The following is a 16,860-nucleotide window of genomic DNA, read 5'->3' as shown; positions in this document are numbered from 1 at the left end:
CCCTGAGGGTGCCGGGCCTTCGCATTCCGCTACTCCGCCGACTCCGGCGGGACGGTCGCCACGTCGCCGTCCACGGCGGCCGCGAGCTGCGGCACGTAGCGGTCGAGGACGTAGGGGATGCTCAGCGGGGTCACGAACGAGTGCGCCACGTAGTAGCTGCCGGCCGCGTCGCTGATGTCGAACCAGCGGCCCTGCTCGTACGCCGGGGTGCCCTCGAAGAGCTGCTGGACCTGCTTGTCGGCCCCGAGGTCGAGCCACACCGCGGTGCCGATGTCGCCGAGGTCGGAGGTCCGCTCGGCGCTCAGCGAGATGCCGAACTCGCTGTCGTCGGCGCTGGTGATGACCTCGTGCAGGTCGAAGCCCAGGTCGACGAGCATCCGCGAGCGCGGGTCCTCCGGGCCGTAGATGAACAGGCCCTCGTAGGGCGTGATGACCGCGGCGGTCTGCCCCTGGAACTCCGGGTGCGCGGCGGCCTCGTCGCTGATCCGCTGCTTGGTGCTGTCGATGATCTCCTGCGCCTTCTTCGGCTGGCCGACGGCGGTGCCAATGGTCAGCGCCATCTCCTCCCACGGGGTGCCGTAGTCGGCGTACTCGCCGGACTGCGCGACGACCGGGACGCCCATGGCGGAGAGCTTCTTGTAGTCGGCCTCGGTGAGCCCGGTGTACTGGCCGATGATCAGGTCCGGCGCCAGGGCGGCGACCGCCTCGATGTCGACGCCGTTGGTGTCCTTGAGCACCGTGGGGAGCTCGGCGTCGCCGAGCAGGTCCTGGGCCCACGGGTAGACGCCCTGGAGCTCCTCGTCGCCGAACCAGTAGGTGATGCCGACCGGCACGATGCCCAGCGCCATCAGCATGTCCTGCTCGGAGAGGCCGATGCAGACGACGCGCTTCGGCGCCGACTCGACGGTGGTCTCGCCGTACTTGTGCGAGATGGTGACGGGGAAGGCGGACTCCTCGGCCGGGGCCGCGTCGGCACCGGAGGTCGAGCCGCTGGTCGAGCCGTCGCCGCCCTCGCCACAGGCGGCGAGGACGGGCGCGACCGCCAGCACGGAGAGGCCGGCGAGAAAGCGGCGTCGGGTCGGGTTCATCGTGCTCCTCGAGAGAATTCGGTTAGGTGAGCCTAACCTTATCGATCTCTCCCGGCGGCGCGCGACCGGACGTCCGGATGTCGAGCCGCTCACCCCGTCGACCCGGGCACGGCTTCGGTTCGACGCGTCAGACGATGCGGTGCATCCAGCCGAAGGTGTCCTCGGCGCGGCCGAACTGGAGGTCGACCAGGGCCTGGCGGACCTTCGTGGTGAGCTCGGTCGAGGCCGGCGCGGGCACCGAGCCGCCGTCCCACTTGAGCTCGCCGACCGGGGTGACGACCGCGGCCGTGCCGCAGGCGAAGACCTCGGTGATCCGGCCGCTGGTGACGCCCTCGCGCCACTCGTCGATCGAGAACCTCCGCTCCTCGACCTGGTGGCCGAGCTTGCCGGCGAGCTCGATGATGCTCGAGCGGGTGATGCCCTCGAGGATCGTGCCGGTCGCGGGCGTGACGATGTGGCCGTCGTCGTGGACGAAGTACATGTTCATCCCGCCGAGCTCCTCGACGTACCTGCCCTCCTGGCCGTCGAGGAACACGACCTGGTCGCAGCCGTGCTGGATGGCCTCCTGCTGCGCGACCAGCGAGCTGGCGTAGTTGCCGCCGGTCTTGGCCGCGCCCATGCCGCCGCGGCCGGCGCGGGTGTACTCCTCGGTGAGCCACAGCGTGACCGGCTTGACGCCGCCCTTGAAGTAGGCGCCGGCCGGGCTGGCGATCACCATGAACGTGACGTGCTGGGACGGGCGCACGCCGAGGAACGCCTCGGACGCGAACATGAACGGCCGCAGGTAGAGGCTCTTCTCCCCCTCGTTGTCGGGGACCCAGCGCTGGTCGATCTCCACCAGCGCGTCGACGGCCTGGACGAAGTCCTCGACCGGCAGCACCGGCAGCGCGAGCCGGTGGCTCGAGCGCACCATCCGGGCGGCGTTCTCCTCGGGGCGGAACGACCAGATGGAGCCGTCGTCGTGGCGGTAGGCCTTCATGCCCTCGAATGTCTCCTGCGCGTAGTGCAGGACGGCGGTCGCGGGGTCGAGCGTCAGCGGGCCGTACGGCTCGATGCGCGCGGCGTGCCAGCCGTCGTCGGGCGTCCACTCGACCGTGAGCATGTGGTCGGTGAAGTGCAGTCCGAAGCCGGGGTTCGCGAGGATCTCCGCGAGGCGATCGTCTGCGACCGGGGCACTCGACGGGGTGGTGCTGATCTCCATGGAGGACAACTTAGTAGGCCTTCCTACGAATATGGAGACGGCCGGGCACACCGACGTGTGCCCGGCCATCGCAGACGTTCTGACGACGGGGCGTCTCAGCGCGCTACTCGCGCGGCGACGAGGCCGGCGATCGCGTCGCCGATCTCGGAGGTACGCCGGGTGGTGCCGGCGGTCCGGCCGGCGAGGTCGTCGACGACCGCGGTCTCGATGGTCGCGGCCGCCTCGGCGTACCCGAGGTGGTCCATCAGCAGCGACGCGGAGAGGATCGCGGCGGTGGGGTCGGCCTTCTGCTGGCCCGCGATGTCGGGCGCCGAGCCGTGGACCGGCTCGAACATGGAAGGGGCCGTCCGGTCGGGGTTGACGTTGCCGGAGGCCGCCAGGCCGATGCCGCCGGTGATGGCGGCGGCGAGGTCGGTGATGATGTCGCCGAAGAGGTTGTCGGTGACGATCACGTCGAAGCGCGCGGGGTCGGTCGTCATGAAGATCATCGCCGCGTCGATGTGCATGTAGTCGGTCGTGACGTCGGGGTGCTCCGCCGCGACCGTCTGGAACAGCCGCCACCACAGCGAGCCGGCGTTGGTCAGCACGTTGGTCTTGTGGACCAGCGTCAGCTTCTTCCGCGGGCGCCGCTGGGCGCGGGCGAACGCGTCGCGGACGACGCGCTCCACGCCGAAGGCGGTGTTGACCGAGACCTCGGTGGCGACCTCGGCGGGGGTGCCGGCGCGCAGGACGCCGCCGTTGCCGGTGTAGGGACCCTCCGTGCCCTCGCGGACGACCACGAAGTCGACCTCGCCCGGGTTCGCGAGGGGGGACGTGGCGCCCGGGAGGATCCGGGACGGCCGCAGGTTCACGTAGTGGTCGAGCTCGAAGCGGAGCCGCAGCAGGAGGCCGCGCTCGAGGATGCCCGGGGGCAGGTTCGGGTCGTTGGGCTTGCCGCCGACCGCGCCGAGGAGGATGGCGTCGTGCCCACGGATCTCGTCGAGCACGGAGTCGGGCAGCACCTCGCCGGTGGCGAGGTAGCGCTCGGCGCCGAGGTCGTAGCGGGTCTGCTCGAACTTCACGCCCTCCGGGGAGGCGGCCTCGAGCACCTTGAGGGCCTCGGCCGTCACCTCCTGGCCGATGCCGTCGCCGGGGATGACGGCGAGCTGGACGGTGCCGGCCGTGGTCGTGGAGTTCGGAGAAGTCATGGGCCGGAGACTAGTTGTCGTCGGGCCGCTGGCCGCCGTTGTCCCGCAGGTCGAGCGTGGCCTGCAGGGCCGCCTGGACGTTCTCGTGGCTGCGCGGGTTGTCCGGGTGGTGCTGCGCCGGACCCCAGTCGGGGTACATGTCGTACATCGGAATCTCTCTCCCGTGATCTCGTGGTTCGTTCTCTGCAGTGGTGTCCGTGCGGCCCCGGTACACCTGAGACGAAGATGGCTGACGCGCGGGAGACGCGGTCTGCTCGTGGATCACACGAGAGCGGGAGAACCATCAGGATGCGGGTCGCGCCGTGCTGCTGGGGCGGCTTCGCGCGGAGACATCTTCGACTCAGATGTACCGAGAGGCCAGGTCAACGCCGAACTCCGCGGCGAGGTGGCCTCTCGCTAAGAAGCCTCGCCGCGGCGCTCGATAAGTACGAAGACGCTCCGCATGGTGTGACCACGGTACGGCGGGCCGCCGCCCGCGGCCACGGGATTCCACAGAGTGTTCGACATGCGAGACGGTCGGTCCGAAATGGAAGACTCCCGGTCATGAGCGCCCCTCCCGAAGTGCCCGACGTCGTCGCGCGTGCGTTCGCCGTCTCCCGCAAGGCGGGGTACGTCTCGTTCTGCCGCAACGAGACCGGTCGGCTGCTGGCGGCGCTGGCCGCCACGCGCGAGGGCACGATGGCCGAGTTCGGCACCGGCTGCGGGGTCGGTACGGCGTGGCTACGCTCGGGCGTCCGCGGCGACGCCAAGATCCTGACCGCCGAGCTGAACGCCAAGCTCGCCGACGCGGCCGCCGTGATCTTCGAGGACGACCCGCAGGTCGAGGTGCTCTCCGCCGACTGGTCCACCCTGCTCGACAAGGGGCCGTTCTCGCTGCTGTTCCTCGACTCCGGCGAGCCCACCGAGGTGGGCGTCGACTCGGTCGCCGACCTGGTCGAGAAGGGCGGCATCGTGGTCCTCGACGACTTCACCCCGTGCGAGCTCTGGCCGCCGATCGCCTACGGCCGCGTGGACACGCTGCGCGAGCAGTGGCTCACCGACGAGCGGTTCACCGCCGTCGAGGTGATGGTGGCGCCGGACGCCTCGGCGCTGATCGCGACCAAGCGCTGATCAACCGTCGAGTCGATCCTCGGGTCGATCCTCGAGCGGCACGATCCAGGCCGGGAGCCAGAGTTGGGTGAGCGGCCCGATGGCCAGCGCATAGAGGATGGTGCCGAGGCCGAGCGTGCCGCCGAGCAGCAGGCCGATGACCACGACGGTCACCTCGAGGCCGGTGCGGACCAGGCGGATCGACCGGCCGGTGCGCCGGGCGAGACCGGTCATCAGGCCGTCGCGGGGGCCGCGGCCGAACTGGGCGCCGATGTACATGGCGGTGGCCAGGCCGCAGAGCACGACGCCGCCGACCATGAGCGCGACCCGGAGGACCAGGTGGTCCGGCCGGTCGAGCAGCGCCAGGGTCGCGTCGGCGGACAGGCCCACCACGAGCGCGTTGGAGATCGTGCCGAGGCCGGGCTTCTCGCGCAGGGGGATCCAGAGGAGGAGCACCACGAAGCTCATCAGGATCACCGCCTGGCCGAGCGTCATCGGCAGGTGCTTGATGAGGCCGGAGTGCAGGACGTCCCAGGGAGCGAGCCCGAGGTCGCCGCGGTACATCAGGGCGAGCGAGACACCGTAGGCGACCAGGCCGGCGTAGAGCTGGGGCAGCCGGCGGCCGAGCCGGCCCGCGCGGAGCTGGGCCACGGGACCGAGGTCGGCAAGGGTGCGGGGTGCGGTGACGATCGTGCTCACGGGAGCATTCTGGCCGAAATTGGCCTTCTCCTGAATAGCCAATCGTGACAAAGTGGCCTGCATGACCCGCACCATCAGCGCGTCTCGGGTGGCCACCCTGGTCGGCGACTTCGACCGCTCCCCCGCGTACGCCGGACTGGCCGACGCGCTGGTCCTGCTCGTCGGCGACGGCCGGATCCCGCTCGGCACCCGGCTGCCGAGCGAGCGCGAGCTCACCGAGGCCCTCGGCGTCTCACGGACCACGGTGACCCGGGCCTACGCCGAGCTGCGCGACGCCGGCTACGCCGAGGCGCGCCGCGGGTCGGGCACGTTCACCCGCGTGCCGGGGGGCCGTCACCGCGCCCACGACCGCGCACTGCTCCCCCGCCCCGGCGACTCCGACGCCATCGACCTGAACTGCGCGGCTCCGTCGGCGCCGCCCGGGCTCGCGCAGGCGTACGCCGCCGCGGTCGCCGACCTGCCGGCGTACCTCGGCGGGCACGGCTACTTCCCGGCCGGGCTGCCCGAGCTCCAGCGCGCGATCGCCGCCACCTACGACGCCCGCGGCCTGCCCACCGATCCCGACCAGGTGATGGTGACGCCGGGCGCGCTGTCCGCGGCGTCGATCGTGTCGCAGGCGCTGACCCGCGCCGGCGACCGGGTGCTGGTCGAGTCGCCGGCCTACCCCAACGCCACCGACGCGCTCCGCCACGCCGGCGCCCGGCTGGTGCCCGCCCCCGTCGACCCGGAGGGCTGGGACCTCGACGCGGTCGCGGCCGCGCTCCGGCAGGCGGCGCCGCGGGCGGCGTACCTGATCCCCGACTTCCAGAACCCGACCGGGCACCTGATGTCCGACGCCCAGCGCGAGGAGTACGCCGCACACCTGCGCTCCACGCGCACGACCCCGATCGTCGACGAGGCACACCAGGCGCTGGCGCTCGACGGGCAGGAGATGCCGCGGCCGTTCGCGGCCTTCGCGCACGACACGATCACGATCGGCAGCGCGAGCAAGTCCTCCTGGGGCGGCCTGCGGCTCGGCTGGATCCGCGCACCCCAGGGCCTGATGGAGCGGCTCACCCAGGCGCGGGTGAGCCTCGACCTCGGCGCGCCGGTGCTCGAGCAGCTCGTGCTGGCGCGGCTGCTCGCCGACTCGGGCGAGATCCTCGACGGCAACCGCACGCGGCTGCGCGCCCAGCGCGACGCCCTCGTCGCCGCCGTGCGCGAGGAGCTGCCCGACTGGCGCTTCCACCTGCCGACCGGGGGCCTCGCCCTCTGGTGCCGGCTGCCCGGCGCCTTCGGCACCGCCCTCACCGCCGAGGCCGAGCGCCGCGGCGCGATCATCGCCCCCGGCCCCGTGTTCGCGGCGGAGGGCGGCCTCGACTCCTTCGTCCGCATCCCCTGGACCCGCCCGCCCGAGGAGCTACGCGAGGCCGTCCGCCGGATCGGCTCAGCCTGGGCCGAGGTCCGCGACACCCCCGCCGGCCGGGGCACCCCGACCGGTCGCGTGATGGTGGCGTAGGCGCACGTCCGGCCGTCAGCCCGCGCCCGGGAACCCCTGCTGCCGCCAGGCCTCGTAGGTCACCACGGCCGCGGAGTTCGAGAGGTTCAGGGACCGGCGGCCCGGCACCATCGGAATCCGCAGGCGGTCGGAGACCCGGGGGTGGGCCAGCACCTCGTCGGACAGACCGGTCGGCTCAGGGCCGAAGAGCAGCACGTCCCCGGGCCCGAACACGACGTCGGTGAACCAGCGGCTCGCGTGGGCGGTGAAGGCGAAGACACGGGCGGACGCCAGCGCCTCGGAGGCCAGGGCGGTGTCGAGGTCGCGGTGCACGACGACCCTGGCGAGGTCGTGGTAGTCCAGACCCGCCCGCTTCAGCTGCGGCTCGCTCAGGTCGAAGCCGAGGGGCTCGACCAGATGCAGGGTGGCACCCGTCCCCGCCACCATCCGGATCGCGTTGCCCGTGTTGGGCGGGATGCGCGGCTCGAGGAACATCACGTGGAACACGCCTCACGCTATCCCGGGCCGGATGCCTGGCAGCACTGGCCTCCCGAGCGCTAGTCTCCGCTCTCGACGACGTCCATCACGAGCATCGCGGCGGGAGCGGCCTCGCCGTGGTCCCGGATGTGGGTGAGCGTCACCTGCACCTGGAGCGCCCGGCCCCTGCGGTTGACGGCGTCGACGGTCAGCACCGCCGGGGTGCCGTCGTCGCTCGACAGGCGGGACCGGATCGGCTGGCGCAGCTGCTCGACGGGCAGGCCGATGTCGAGGTTCATCAGGTGCGCCCCGACGGCCTCGTCGGTCCGCACGCCCCACAGGTCCTCGGCGCGGGTGTTCCAGGCGAGGATCTGCATATCGGCGTCGACGACCGCGACGCCGGCGTTCATGCTGCCGAGCACCGCGGTCATGAACCGGTTGAGCCGCTCGACCACGTCCTGCCGGTCGCGCAGGGCCTCGTTGCTGAACTGGAGCTCGTCGTTCATCGACTGGAGCTCCTCGTTCATCGTCTCGAGCTCCTCGTTGGTGCTCTGGAGCTCCTCGTAGGCGATCTCGAGCTGCCGGTTGGCGTAGGTGAGCTCGTTCTGGAGCTGGCGGTACTGGGTGACGTCGGTGAAGATGACCGTCAGGCCCACCTCGGCGCCGGTGTCGTCCGCGAGCGGCACCAGCTGGATGTCCAGCGACAGCGTCTCGCCGCCGCCGCGCACCTGCTCGACGTCACGCACCCAGACCGCGCGCCGCTCGTGCCGCGCCTCCTCGATGTGGGCGCGCAGCTCGACCGGCCGGTACGACACCTCGAGGTCCTGGATCGGCCGGCCGATGTCGCGCGGCGTGAGGCCGAACTGGTGCATCGCTCGCCGGTCGCGCGGCTCGGTGGGGACCTTGGTGAAGAAGCGGCGCCTGAGCTCGACCGGGCGGAAGTACGCCGAGTGGCTGAGCAGCATCTCGGCCTTGCCGAGGAAGAGGATGCCGTCGGGGCGCAGGGCGAAGTGCATCCGGTTGAGGATCTGGTTCTGCGTCTCCGCGTTGAAGTACATCAGCGTGTTGCGACAGGTCATCACGTCGACGTGGGAGATCGGCGCGTCCTGGACGAGGTCGTTGCGCCCGAAGATGACCGAGCGGCGCAGCTCCTTGCGGAACACGAACCGGTTGCCGGACGGCTCTAAGTACTTGTCCCGGAGCCCGTCGGGCAGGCCCTCGAGCTCGGCTTCCGTGTACGTCGCCTGGCGGGCCTGGGCCAGCGCCTCCTCGTCGACGTCGGTGGCGTAGATCTTGACCCGCTCGCGGAACTCGTCGAGCCCGAGCAGCTCGGCGAGCACCATGGCCAGCGAGTACGCCTCCTGGCCCGACGCGCAGCCGGCGCTCCAGACGCGGATCGGCCGACCTTCGCGGCGCCGGAGCAGATCCGGCAACAGCTCCTCCTGCAGGTACTGCCAGGCATCCGGGTCGCGGTAGAAGCTCGTGACGTTGATGAGGATGGTGTTGAAGAGCTGGGTGAACTCGTCCGGGTGCAGCAGCAGGTGGTCGAGGTACTCCTCGTACCCCTGGAGCCCGACCGTCTCCATCCGGCGCTGCACCCGGCGGGCGAGGCTCGCCCGCTTGTATCCGGTGAAGTCGAAGCCGCGCTGCTCCTTGATGTGGCGCAGCAGATCCTCGAAGTCGTCGTCGGTCATCGTTCCTGGTCCCCCCGTCAGCTCTCGAGATGCGCCTCCCGGCCCGACGCACCGACAGTCTCACCGACGTTGGCGATCAGCCGTCGGACCAACTCTGCCGCATGCGTGGCCTCGCGCGCGCTCTCGGTGAAGCGCGCCGCCGTCCGGTCGTGCCCCAGATCCGCGGAGCGGGACGCGAGCTCGGCGTTGAGCGAGGCCTTCTCCTCCAGGCTGCGCAGCGCCATCCAGAACGCCCCCTCGAGGTCGACGGCCTGGCGGGCGAGCAGGCTGTCCGTGGACCAGGCGTGGCCGACGCGGCACCGGTAGCGGACCAGGCCACCCTCCTCGATCTTGAACAGAGCGCCGCCGCAGTCGGGACAGCCGAAGCCCGACGGGTCCCCGGGACGGTCGTGGTCGTGCATCGCGTCAGGATCCAGCTCGGACATCCCGACCTCCTTGTCCATGTCCTCCAGGTGCTGACCTGCGGCAGCCGCCGGGAGTGCCTTCCCCTCCGCCCAGGCGTGGGCGAGCTCGGCAAGCGCCGCCAGGCTCAGCTGCTCGGCACCGCTGACCGCGCTCGCAGCCGCGCGGGACATGCTGCTGTACAGGGCCTCATCGAAGTCCTGCACGGCGACGCGTCCACCCCGCCCCGCGATCGCGACGGCTCCCGCCGCGCCGTCGTCGAGCGCGCCGGACAGCACGATCCCCAGCACCCCCTCACCGCGGGCGCGGGCGCGGACCGGAACAGGACGTCGACCGCCGGACGGTGACCGTTCTCCTGGGGGCCGCGGGTGAGGCTGACCGACCCGTCGATGACGACCAGGTGGTGGTTCGGCGGAGCGACCAGGACCTCCCCGGCCCGGAGCTGCGCGCCGTCGACCGCCTGGCGGACCGGCAGCTCGCCGGCACGGCGCAGGATCACGGGGAGGGCACTCAGCCCGTCCGGCGGGAGGTGGAGCACCACGAGCACGGCTGCCCGGAGATCGCGGGGCAGCAGCGCCACCAGGTCGCGCAGCGCCTCGACACCACCGGCCGAGGCACCGACCACGACCACCGGGGGCGTCGCTGCTGACACGGCGTCGGAGGTCACCCCTCCAGCGTCCTCCTCGCCGTCGCCGAAGTCACGCGCTGGGTGCACAATGTCCTGACCCACCGGGTGGAACCCACGCCCGTCGCACGCCGCACTCTCGGGAGTCTGACTTGTCGTCGACGACCTCGCCGTCCCCGGACCCGGACCTGCTCAGCGCGCAGGTCGACCTGCTCGCACGCCAGGTGGAGCACGCCCGGACAGGGTCGCACCCCCGTGCCGAGGAGCTCCCACCGCGGTCGCCTGGTCCTCGCAGTTCGCGCAGGCCTGCGACGGCGCCCAGCTGGCCGGCGGCGAGGGACCGACGCTGCTGGCATCGGCCGGCACGACCGTCGTCTCCCCGGCCCTGCTCGCCGACGACCGCTGGCCACGGATGCGGCGTCACCTCCCGCCCGAGGCCGGCTCGGCCGTGGCGACGCCCATCGAGTCCGGTGACACCGTCACGGGGACGCTCACGGCGTACGGCGCGCCGGGGCGGCCGGTCCCCGAGGAGACGCTCGGTCTCCTGGCCCTCGCCCTGGCCGGGGCACTGTACGAGCTCGAGCTGCTCGAGGAGCTCGCACCGCTCGAGCGGGACATGGAGCGGGCGCTCGCCTCGCGCGCGACGATCGACCAGGCGAAGGGCATCGTGATGGCCGACCGCGCGCTGGACGCCGAGGCTGCCTGGCAGCACCTCGTCGAGCTGAGCAGCACCAGCAACCGCAAGGTCCGGGACATCGCGGCCGAGATCGTCGACGGCGCCGCGGGTCGTGGGGCGGCTACCGCTCGCCGACCGCCCGCTCGATGACGTCGAACGCGTCCGCGGCGCTGATCCGGTCGACCTCGGGCGGGTAGCCCGCGATCGCCATTCCGGTCGCCAGGCGCTGCACCGCCGTCCGGGTGGGCAGCCCGTGGATGTCCACGAGCGTGCTGAAGAGCTCGTGGACCGTCACCTCGCCGAGCGACGGCAGGCCGCTCTCGTCCGACCGCACCGGCAGGGAGGGCGCACGCGAGGACATCGGTCGGCTCGGTCGGCGGCAGGCCGCCTGTCCGGTGCCGCTGCCCTCGCGGACGAGCCGACTCCAGGCCCGCAGGCCCGCGGCCCACTCGCGCAGGGCCTTGTTCCTCTGCAGGATCTCGGCGTGGGCGGTCCGGTCGGCCATGACCGGGCGGTACCCCCGATGCCGCGGCGCACGCATCCGCGTGTGGACCGGTTCAGACCAGCGTTCAGGCCAGGTCGATGGCGCGCACCGACGCGGCGTCGATCGCGTGCTGGATGTCCGTGAGCGCGTCGTGCGGGATCGCGGAGTCGACCGAGAGCGCGACGAGGGCGAGGCCGCCCTTGGCCCGGCGGGAGACCTGCATGCCACCGATGTTGATGCCGGCGTCGCCGAGGATGTTGCCGACGGTGCCCACCATGCCGGGACGGTCGCCGTAGGTGAAGAACGCGAGGTGCTCGGTCGGCTCGATGTCGAGGTCGAAGCCGTTGACCTCGACCAGCCGCTCCTTCTGGTTGATCCCGACCAGCGTGCCGCTGACCGACACCTGCGAGCCGTCGGCCAGGGTGCCACGGACCGTGATCAGGTTGCGGTGGTCGGGGCTCTCGGGGTCCGTCACCAGACGGACGGCGCAGCCGCGCTCGGCCGCGAGCAGCGGCGCGTTCACGTAGGAGACCTGATCCTCGACGACGTCGGTGAAGAGCCCCTTGAGCGCAGCGAGCTCGAGCACCTTCACGTCGTACTCGGTGATCTCGCCGCGGACCTCGACGTCGACCTGCTGGGCGACCTCGCCGGCCAGGCCGGTGAAGACCCGGCCGAGCTTCTCGGTGAGCGGGAGGCCGGGGCGCACGTCCTCGGCGATCACGCCGCCCTGGACGTTGACCGCGTCGGGCACGAGCTCCCCCGACAGCGCCAGGTGGACGGACTTCGCGACGGCGATGCCGGCCTTCTCCTGGGCCTCCTCGGTGGAGGCCCCGAGGTGCGGGGTGGCGACGACGTTCTCCAGCTCGAACAACGCGCTGTCGGTGCACGGCTCCTGCGCGAAGACGTCGAGCCCCGCGGCCGCGATCCGGCCCTCCTTGAGCGCGGCGTACAGCGCGGACTCGTCGACGATCCCGCCGCGCGCGGCGTTCACGAGCACCAACGACGGCTTCACGCGGGCCAGCTGCTCGGTGCCGATCAGGCCGACGGTCTCGGGCGTCTTGGGCAGGTGCACCGACATGAAGTCGGCCTCGGCCAGCAGCGTGTCGAGGTCGACGAGGCGCACGCCCATCTGCGCGGCGCGGCCGGCCTGGACGTAGGGGTCGTAGGCGATCACGTTCATGCCGAACGCGCTCAGCCGTTGGGCGACGAGGACGCCGATGCGGCCGAGGCCGACGATGCCGACGGTCTTCTCGTAGAGCTCGATGCCGGTGTAGCGCGACCGCTTCCACTCGCCGTTCTTGAGCGCGGCGTGCGCCGGCGAGACGTGCCGGGCGGCCGCGAGCATCAGCGCCACGGCGAGCTCGGCGGCGGAGACGATGTTGGAGGTCGGGGCGTTGACGACCATGACGCCGGCCTGGGTGGCCGCGCGCACGTCGACGTTGTCGAGGCCGACTCCGGCGCGGGCGATGACCTTGAGGCGCCTGGCCGCCGCGAGCGCCTCGGCGTCGATCCGCGTCGCCGAGCGCACCAGCACCGCGTCGGCGTCCCCGATCGCACGCAGCAGCTCCTCGCGGTCGGCGCCGTCGCAGTGGCGGATCTCGAACTCGGGTCCGAGGGCCGCGACCGTGGCCGGGCTGAGCTCTTCGGCGATGAGTACGACGGGGTGGGTCACAGCGGAGTCCTCGACGACCTGGTGCGGGTGGTGCGGGTGGTGCGGATGGAACGTGCACGACGCTGTGCTCCGCACGACTGTACCCCGACCCCTTCCGGAAAACCGGTGGCGTCCACGGGTCCGGCAAGTCCACCCTGCTCCGGCTGGTCGCCGGCGTCCTCCAGCCGACCGCCGGCCACCTCGGCGTCGCCGGCGACGTCGGCTACCTGCCGCAGGACCTCACGCTCGACGTCGACCAGCCGGTCGACGAGTTCCTCGGGATCGCGGCGGTACGCCGCGCGGTCCGGGCCGTCGCGGCCGGTGACGCCGACCCGGAGCGCCTCTGGGACCACCTCGACGTCATCGGCGACGCCTGGGACGTCGAGGACCGCGCCGAGGTCGAGCTCGGCCGGATCGGCCTGCCCGCCGACGTGCTCGACCGGCGCCTCGGCCAGCTCTCCGGAGGCGAGGTCACCCAGCTCGGGCTGGCCCGGCTGCTGCTGCGGCGGCCCGACCTGCTGCTGCTCGACGAGCCGACCAACAACCTCGACGCCGACGCCCGCGCCCGCCTCTACGACGTCGTCGACGGCTGGACCCGCTCCCTGCTCGTGGTGAGCCACGATCGCGAGCTGCTCGAGCGGATGGACCGGATCGGCGACCTGCGCGACGGCGCGGTCCGCTGGTACGGCGGTGGCTACTCGTCGTACGCCGCCCAGGTCCGGGCCGAGCAGGACGCGGCCCGCCAGGCCGTCGCCAGCGCCCGGTCGGACCTGCGCCGCCAGCGCCACGACCGGCTCGACGCGGAGCGGCAGCTCGCCCAGCGACGCCGGGTCGCGCGGAAGGCCGAGGTGTCGACGGGGCTCGGCAAGGCGCAGATCAACTTCAAGAAGAACCGTGCCGAGCAGTCGGCGGCCGGGCTGCGCCGCGTGCACGACGACCGGGTCGCGGGTGCGCAGGACCGGCTCGAGGAGGCCGCGGCACGGCTGCGCGAGGACCGCGAGATCCGGATCGACCTCCCCGGCACCGAGGTGCCGCGCGGCCGGGTCGTGATGGCGGGCGAGCTGCCGGTCAGCGGTCCCGACCGGATCGGCATCGTCGGGCCGAACGGCTCCGGCAAGACCACCATGCTGCGCCGGCTGGTCGGCGAGGCCCGGGTGCCGGTCGCGTTCCTGCCCCAGCGGCTCGACCTGCTCGACCCCGGCGACACCGTCTTCGGCAACGTCGCCCGCAGGGCGCCGGGTGCCGACGCGAACGCCGTCCGCGCGCGGCTGGCCCGCTTCCTGTTCCGCGGCGGCGCCGAGGACCGGCGGGTCGGCGACCTGTCGGGCGGCGAGCGGTTCCGGGCGACGCTGGCGGCGCTGCTGCTGGCCGACCCGGCCCCCCAGCTGCTGCTGCTCGACGAGCCGACCAACAACCTCGACTTCGCGTCGTACGACGCGCTGGTCTCGGCGCTCGCGTCCTACCGGGGCGCGCTGGTGGTGGCGAGCCACGACCCCGCGTTCCTCGAGGACGTCGGCGTGGAGCGGGTGGTCGACCTCGGCCCGGAGCGCAGGTCGTGAGTCAGGTCATAGGTCAGAGGGCGCAGCCGTCCGGGCCGCAGGCCTCGGCGTCGCCGCCGACGGTCTGGAGCACCGGGTGCGACTCGGTCCACGCCTGGTCGAGCACCTGGCTGAAGACCTCGGTCGGCTGGGCGCCGGAGATGCCGTACCTGCCGTCGACGACGAAGAACGGCACGCCCGTGGCGCCGTACGCGCGCGCCTGCCGGACGTCGGCCGACACCTCGTCGGCGTACTCCTGCCCCGCGAGGACGGCGCGGACGCGCGTCTCGTCGAGGCCGGCTCCGACCGCGACCTCCGTGAGGACGTCGTGGTCGCCGACGTTGCGGGCCTGCTCGAAGTACGCCGAGAGCAGCGCCTCCTTGAGGTCGCGCTGGAGCGCCGGTCCCCCGGTCGCGAGCGCGAGGTGGAGCAGGCGGTGGGCGTCGACCGTGTTGGTGTGCACGGTGTCGAAGAGGCGGAAGGCCAGGCCGTCCTCGGCGGCCACGTCGACCAGCTGCTGCTGCATCTGGCGCATCTGGTCCTCGGAGCGGCCGTACTTGCGGGCGAGCACGCCGGTGCTCAGCTCCGTGCCGTGGCGCGGAGCCGTCGGGTCGAGCTCGAAGGAGCGGTAGACGACCTCCACCTCGTCGGCGTGGTCGAACCCGGCCAGGGCGGTCTCCAGGCGTCGCTTGCCCACGAAGCACCACGGGCAGACGACGTCGCTCCAGATCTCGATGCGCATGTCCGGGCCAACGCCCCGGGAGGTCGATTTACTCCCGCTCACTCGGGGACTGCACCCAGGGCAGGGACACCGTGAACGTCGCGCCCTCGCCGAGACTGGAGCGGACGGAGACGGCACCGTGGTGGCGCTCGACGATGGTGGCGACGATGGCCAGGCCGAGGCCGGTGCCGGGCTCGCGGAGGGCGTCGGGGTTCGTGGTGCGGAAGAAGGCGCCGAACAGGCCGAGCTGGTCCTGCTCGGAGATGCCGATGCCGTCGTCGGCGACCTCGAGGACGGCGACGTCGTCGCCGTGCGGGGCGAGGGTGACGGTGACGGCGCCGCCGGCGGGCGTGTACTTCACCGCGTTGCTGACCAGGTTGCCGACGAGCCGGTCGAGCTCGAGGGGGTCACCGGCGACGAAGAGACCCCGCGGTGCCGTCAGCGTCAGCGAGACGGACTTCGCGGCGGCGGTGGTGCGGACCAGGTCGACGACCTCGCGGGCGATGCCGGCGAGGTTGACGCGGTCGCGGACCAGCGGGTGCTGGGGGTTGCTGACCCGGGCGAGCAGCAGCAGGTCCTCGACCACCCGCTCCATCCGCTTGGTGCCGCGGCCCATCGCGTCGTGGTAGCGCTGCGCGACGGGGTCGAGGTCGACGCCGCCGAGGAGCTCGAGGTTGCCGGAGATGACGGTGAGCGGGGTCCGCAGCTCGTGGGAGAGCGTGGCGATCAGCTGGCTGCGGTAGTCGTCCAGCTGCTGGAGCTCGCGCACCAGGGTCCGCTCCCGCTCGAGCGCCCGGGCGGTGACCACCGCGGCGCCGAGGTCGTGGCCGATCTGGATCGCGGAGTCGATCTCGACCTGGGTCCACGGCGGGTCCTGGGCGCGCCGGGTGAGCGTGAGGAAGCCCAGGCACTCCTCGCCGACGCCGAGGGGCACGCCGAGGACCGAGGAGAGCTCGAGGTCGGCGAGCGCCCGGTGGACGTCGGCGGGCACCTCGGTGGACTCCCCCGCGCTGACGACGAGCGCCCGCTGCTCGGCCCACAGCTCCGGCGCGATCGCGCACGCGGCGGCGACCACGTGGTCGTCGAGGTAGACCATCTCGCCGTCGTGCGAGCGCGCGTAGCCGGGGCCAGGGCCGTTGGCGTCGAGCAGCTGGATCCACGAGCCGCTGGCGCGGAAGCCCTCGACCAGCGGGCGGTGCGTGTGCTCGAGCACGGCGTCCAGCGAGGCGTGCGCGGGCACCGACGCCGTCCGGATCAGGCGGCGCGCGGCCTCGGCGTGGCCGACCTGCTGCACCAGCGCCTCGCGCTCGATCGCGGTCAGCACGGCGCGCTCGGCCTGGGCGGCGTACCGCTCCAGGAGGCGGCACTGCCGTGCGTCGGGTCGCCGCCCGGTGAGCGGCTTGTCGACCGACAGCACGCCGACGGGTACGCCGGAGTCGTCGGTGAGGAGCGCGAGCAGCGCGTCCTCGGGGTGCCAGGCGTCGGGGGTCGCCGGGGTCTCCTGCTCGAGGATCACCCAGTGGCCCTCGAGGCCCTCGGTGGCGCCGGCGGGGATGAACCGCAGTCGCGGACCCCACTCCACCGCGGACGCCAGCACCGACCCGAGCACCGAGACGGGGTCGGGCTCCTCGAGGTAGTCGCGGAACTCCTCGGGTCCGGTGTACGCCACCGTGACGAGCTGCTCGTCGACGACGACCGACAGCACGGCCACCTCGAAGCCCACCATCTCGGCGACCGACTCCACCATCAGCTGCAGGACAGCGCGCGCGGAGGAGTCGGACCAGCTCTCCTCAGCCATACGAGCGAACCTAGCGCGCGGTGAGGGCGGGCGTCAGGAGGAGGCTGCGGCCG

The 16,860-nt window shown here is 72.5% G+C and carries 15 protein-coding genes and 2 pseudogenes; 4 read left to right on the top strand and 13 right to left on the bottom strand.

The window, feature by feature from the left end:
• Positions 1 to 29: 29 nt before the first annotated feature.
• The 4 genes from ACYQ0U_RS01710 to ACYQ0U_RS01695 form a co-directional block, all read right to left on the bottom strand.
• Positions 30 to 1,088, bottom strand: coding sequence for an ABC transporter substrate-binding protein (locus ACYQ0U_RS01710; RefSeq protein ID WP_459968705.1), 1,059 nt, complete (start codon positions 1,086 to 1,088; stop codon positions 30 to 32).
• 127 nt (positions 1,089 to 1,215) lie between these two features.
• The gene (locus ACYQ0U_RS01705) at positions 1,216 to 2,289 is read right to left on the bottom strand and encodes a branched-chain amino acid aminotransferase (RefSeq protein ID WP_459968703.1); all 1,074 of its coding nucleotides are present in this window, start codon (positions 2,287 to 2,289) and stop codon (positions 1,216 to 1,218) included.
• A 95-nt stretch (positions 2,290 to 2,384) separates the two neighbouring features.
• A complete protein-coding gene (locus ACYQ0U_RS01700; protein ID WP_459968702.1) occupies positions 2,385 to 3,476 on the bottom strand; it encodes a 3-isopropylmalate dehydrogenase in 1,092 nt (363 codons plus the stop codon).
• 10 nt (positions 3,477 to 3,486) lie between these two features.
• Positions 3,487 to 3,615 (bottom strand): hypothetical protein, encoded by a 129-nt coding sequence (locus ACYQ0U_RS01695; protein ID WP_459968700.1) that lies wholly within the window; start codon positions 3,613 to 3,615, stop codon positions 3,487 to 3,489.
• 404 nt (positions 3,616 to 4,019) lie between these two features.
• Here ACYQ0U_RS01695 and ACYQ0U_RS01690 point away from each other — a divergent pair, with 404 nt between their 5' ends.
• On the top strand, positions 4,020 to 4,586 hold the full coding sequence (locus ACYQ0U_RS01690; protein WP_459968698.1) for an O-methyltransferase: 567 nt from the start codon (positions 4,020 to 4,022) through the stop codon (positions 4,584 to 4,586).
• On the opposite strand, the gene yczE is transcribed toward ACYQ0U_RS01690, so the two are convergent.
• Complete coding sequence (gene yczE / locus ACYQ0U_RS01685) at positions 4,587 to 5,264, bottom strand: membrane protein YczE (protein WP_459968696.1); 678 nt, start codon at positions 5,262 to 5,264, stop codon at positions 4,587 to 4,589.
• Between the two features lie 61 nt (positions 5,265 to 5,325).
• On the opposite strand from yczE, the gene yczR reads away from it, so the two are divergent.
• Positions 5,326 to 6,762, top strand: a complete 1,437-nt coding sequence (gene yczR / locus ACYQ0U_RS01680; RefSeq protein ID WP_459968693.1) for a MocR-like transcription factor YczR — start codon at positions 5,326 to 5,328, stop codon at positions 6,760 to 6,762.
• A gap of 15 nt (positions 6,763 to 6,777) precedes the next feature.
• Here the strand turns inward: yczR and ACYQ0U_RS01675 are convergent, their stop codons facing one another.
• The 4 genes and pseudogenes from ACYQ0U_RS01675 to ACYQ0U_RS01660 form a co-directional block, all read right to left on the bottom strand.
• Positions 6,778 to 7,248 carry a tRNA (cytidine(34)-2'-O)-methyltransferase gene (locus ACYQ0U_RS01675; protein ID WP_459968691.1) on the bottom strand — a complete coding sequence of 157 codons (471 nt, stop codon included), beginning with the start codon at positions 7,246 to 7,248 and terminating at the stop codon, positions 6,778 to 6,780.
• Positions 7,249 to 7,298: 50 nt separating this feature from the next.
• Positions 7,299 to 8,912 (bottom strand): CheR family methyltransferase, encoded by a 1,614-nt coding sequence (locus ACYQ0U_RS01670; protein ID WP_459968689.1) that lies wholly within the window; start codon positions 8,910 to 8,912, stop codon positions 7,299 to 7,301.
• A gap of 17 nt (positions 8,913 to 8,929) precedes the next feature.
• A pseudogene (locus tag ACYQ0U_RS01665) lies at positions 8,930 to 9,610 on the bottom strand (chemotaxis protein CheB); the annotation flags it as partial.
• A gap of 74 nt (positions 9,611 to 9,684) precedes the next feature.
• Positions 9,685 to 9,894, bottom strand: a pseudogene (locus ACYQ0U_RS01660) (chemotaxis protein CheB); the annotation flags it as partial.
• Positions 9,895 to 10,351: 457 nt separating this feature from the next.
• Between ACYQ0U_RS01660 and ACYQ0U_RS01655 the strand changes: the two are divergent.
• The gene (locus ACYQ0U_RS01655) at positions 10,352 to 10,765 is read left to right on the top strand and encodes an ANTAR domain-containing protein (protein ID WP_459968687.1); all 414 of its coding nucleotides are present in this window, start codon (positions 10,352 to 10,354) and stop codon (positions 10,763 to 10,765) included.
• Here the strand turns inward: ACYQ0U_RS01655 and ACYQ0U_RS01650 are convergent.
• Complete coding sequence (locus ACYQ0U_RS01650; protein ID WP_459968685.1) at positions 10,737 to 11,120, bottom strand: hypothetical protein; 384 nt, start codon at positions 11,118 to 11,120, stop codon at positions 10,737 to 10,739. The genes ACYQ0U_RS01655 and ACYQ0U_RS01650 overlap by 29 nt on opposite strands.
• Positions 11,121 to 11,184: 64 nt before the next feature.
• The gene (serA, locus tag ACYQ0U_RS01645; protein WP_459968683.1) at positions 11,185 to 12,771 is read right to left on the bottom strand and encodes a phosphoglycerate dehydrogenase; all 1,587 of its coding nucleotides are present in this window, start codon (positions 12,769 to 12,771) and stop codon (positions 11,185 to 11,187) included.
• Between the two features lie 62 nt (positions 12,772 to 12,833).
• Here serA and ACYQ0U_RS01640 point away from each other — a divergent pair, with 62 nt between their 5' ends.
• Positions 12,834 to 14,309 (top strand): ATP-binding cassette domain-containing protein, encoded by a 1,476-nt coding sequence (locus tag ACYQ0U_RS01640; protein ID WP_459968866.1) that lies wholly within the window; start codon positions 12,834 to 12,836, stop codon positions 14,307 to 14,309.
• Positions 14,310 to 14,322: 13 nt separating this feature from the next.
• On the opposite strand, the gene ACYQ0U_RS01635 is transcribed toward ACYQ0U_RS01640, so the two are convergent.
• Positions 14,323 to 15,030 carry a DsbA family oxidoreductase gene (locus ACYQ0U_RS01635; protein WP_459968681.1) on the bottom strand — a complete coding sequence of 236 codons (708 nt, stop codon included), beginning with the start codon at positions 15,028 to 15,030 and terminating at the stop codon, positions 14,323 to 14,325.
• A 28-nt stretch (positions 15,031 to 15,058) separates the two neighbouring features.
• Complete coding sequence (locus ACYQ0U_RS01630; protein WP_459968679.1) at positions 15,059 to 16,807, bottom strand: GAF domain-containing sensor histidine kinase; 1,749 nt, start codon at positions 16,805 to 16,807, stop codon at positions 15,059 to 15,061.
• Between the last annotated feature and the right edge of the window lie 53 nt (positions 16,808 to 16,860).

This window comes from Nocardioides pyridinolyticus, from assembly GCF_054653575.1.
Note: the sequence above shows the minus strand (reverse complement) of the source record. Positions and strands in the feature narration are given on the sequence as shown.

Coding starts and splice junctions, on each gene's coding strand:
- ACYQ0U_RS01710 (WP_459968705.1), bottom strand. CDS start 1,088: ATGAACCCGACCCGACGCCGCTTTCTCGCCGGCCTCTCCGTGCTGGCG.
- ACYQ0U_RS01705 (WP_459968703.1), bottom strand. CDS start 2,289: ATGGAGATCAGCACCACCCCGTCGAGTGCCCCGGTCGCAGACGATCGC.
- ACYQ0U_RS01700 (WP_459968702.1), bottom strand. CDS start 3,476: ATGACTTCTCCGAACTCCACGACCACGGCCGGCACCGTCCAGCTCGCC.
- ACYQ0U_RS01695 (WP_459968700.1), bottom strand. CDS start 3,615: ATGTACCCCGACTGGGGTCCGGCGCAGCACCACCCGGACAACCCGCGC.
- ACYQ0U_RS01690 (WP_459968698.1), top strand. CDS start 4,020: ATGAGCGCCCCTCCCGAAGTGCCCGACGTCGTCGCGCGTGCGTTCGCC.
- yczR (WP_459968693.1), top strand. CDS start 5,326: ATGACCCGCACCATCAGCGCGTCTCGGGTGGCCACCCTGGTCGGCGAC.
- ACYQ0U_RS01670 (WP_459968689.1), bottom strand. CDS start 8,912: ATGACCGACGACGACTTCGAGGATCTGCTGCGCCACATCAAGGAGCAG.
- ACYQ0U_RS01655 (WP_459968687.1), top strand. CDS start 10,352: ATGCGGCGTCACCTCCCGCCCGAGGCCGGCTCGGCCGTGGCGACGCCC.
- ACYQ0U_RS01650 (WP_459968685.1), bottom strand. CDS start 11,120: ATGGCCGACCGGACCGCCCACGCCGAGATCCTGCAGAGGAACAAGGCC.
- ACYQ0U_RS01635 (WP_459968681.1), bottom strand. CDS start 15,030: ATGCGCATCGAGATCTGGAGCGACGTCGTCTGCCCGTGGTGCTTCGTG.
- ACYQ0U_RS01630 (WP_459968679.1), bottom strand. CDS start 16,807: ATGGCTGAGGAGAGCTGGTCCGACTCCTCCGCGCGCGCTGTCCTGCAG.